The organism is Paraburkholderia saeva, from assembly GCF_907164555.1.
Taxonomy (GTDB): domain Bacteria; phylum Pseudomonadota; class Gammaproteobacteria; order Burkholderiales; family Burkholderiaceae; genus Paraburkholderia; species Paraburkholderia saeva.
In genome coordinates, this window is record NZ_CAJQZC010000039.1 from 1 (window position 1) to 557 (window position 557).

Genomic DNA, 557 nt, shown 5'->3' on the forward strand with positions numbered 1-557 from the left:
CCGCATTGACATAGCATTCCGACAGGCAAAGTCCGCCACGTTCGGTGGCGATCTCCCGCATCCGTTCGATGCCCGTTCGACTGTTTTCCCGCTGGCAATGCGGGCACCAGTGACCCTTCACGATCGCCGCTGGTGATTCCCACTCATGACCGAGCGCGCAGCGCCAGCGTAACGGCTGGCGCTGGTTGACATATTCGTGCGACAGGCATTGGCCACCGCGGCTCGTCGCGATTTCATGCATACGCTCCAGCGTATCGCGTTGCCTGATGTGCCAGCATTGAGAACACCAGTGCCCGGCGCGGATCGTGGCCGGCGGCGCCTCCCAGCGATGACCGGCCGCGCATTCGAACAGCAGCGGCGTAGTCCCATTAACATATTTCGAGGACAGGCACCGACCGCCGTACTCCGCCGCGACGCGCTGCACATCGGCCAGCGACAGGCGCATCCCCTGCACGGCGCAGATCCGGCACCAGGTACCGCGTTTTACGCTGTTCGGGATCGCAAGCCACCGGTGCCCCTCAGCGCACTCCCATTCGATCCGTGTATTCGCATTTACG

Annotated in this window: 1 pseudogene; it reads right to left on the minus strand. The window is 63.4% G+C overall.

Features of this window, described 5'->3' with window-relative positions:
• Positions 1-557 (minus strand): annotated as a pseudogene (locus tag LPA36_RS29390) (zinc-ribbon domain-containing protein); the annotation flags it as partial.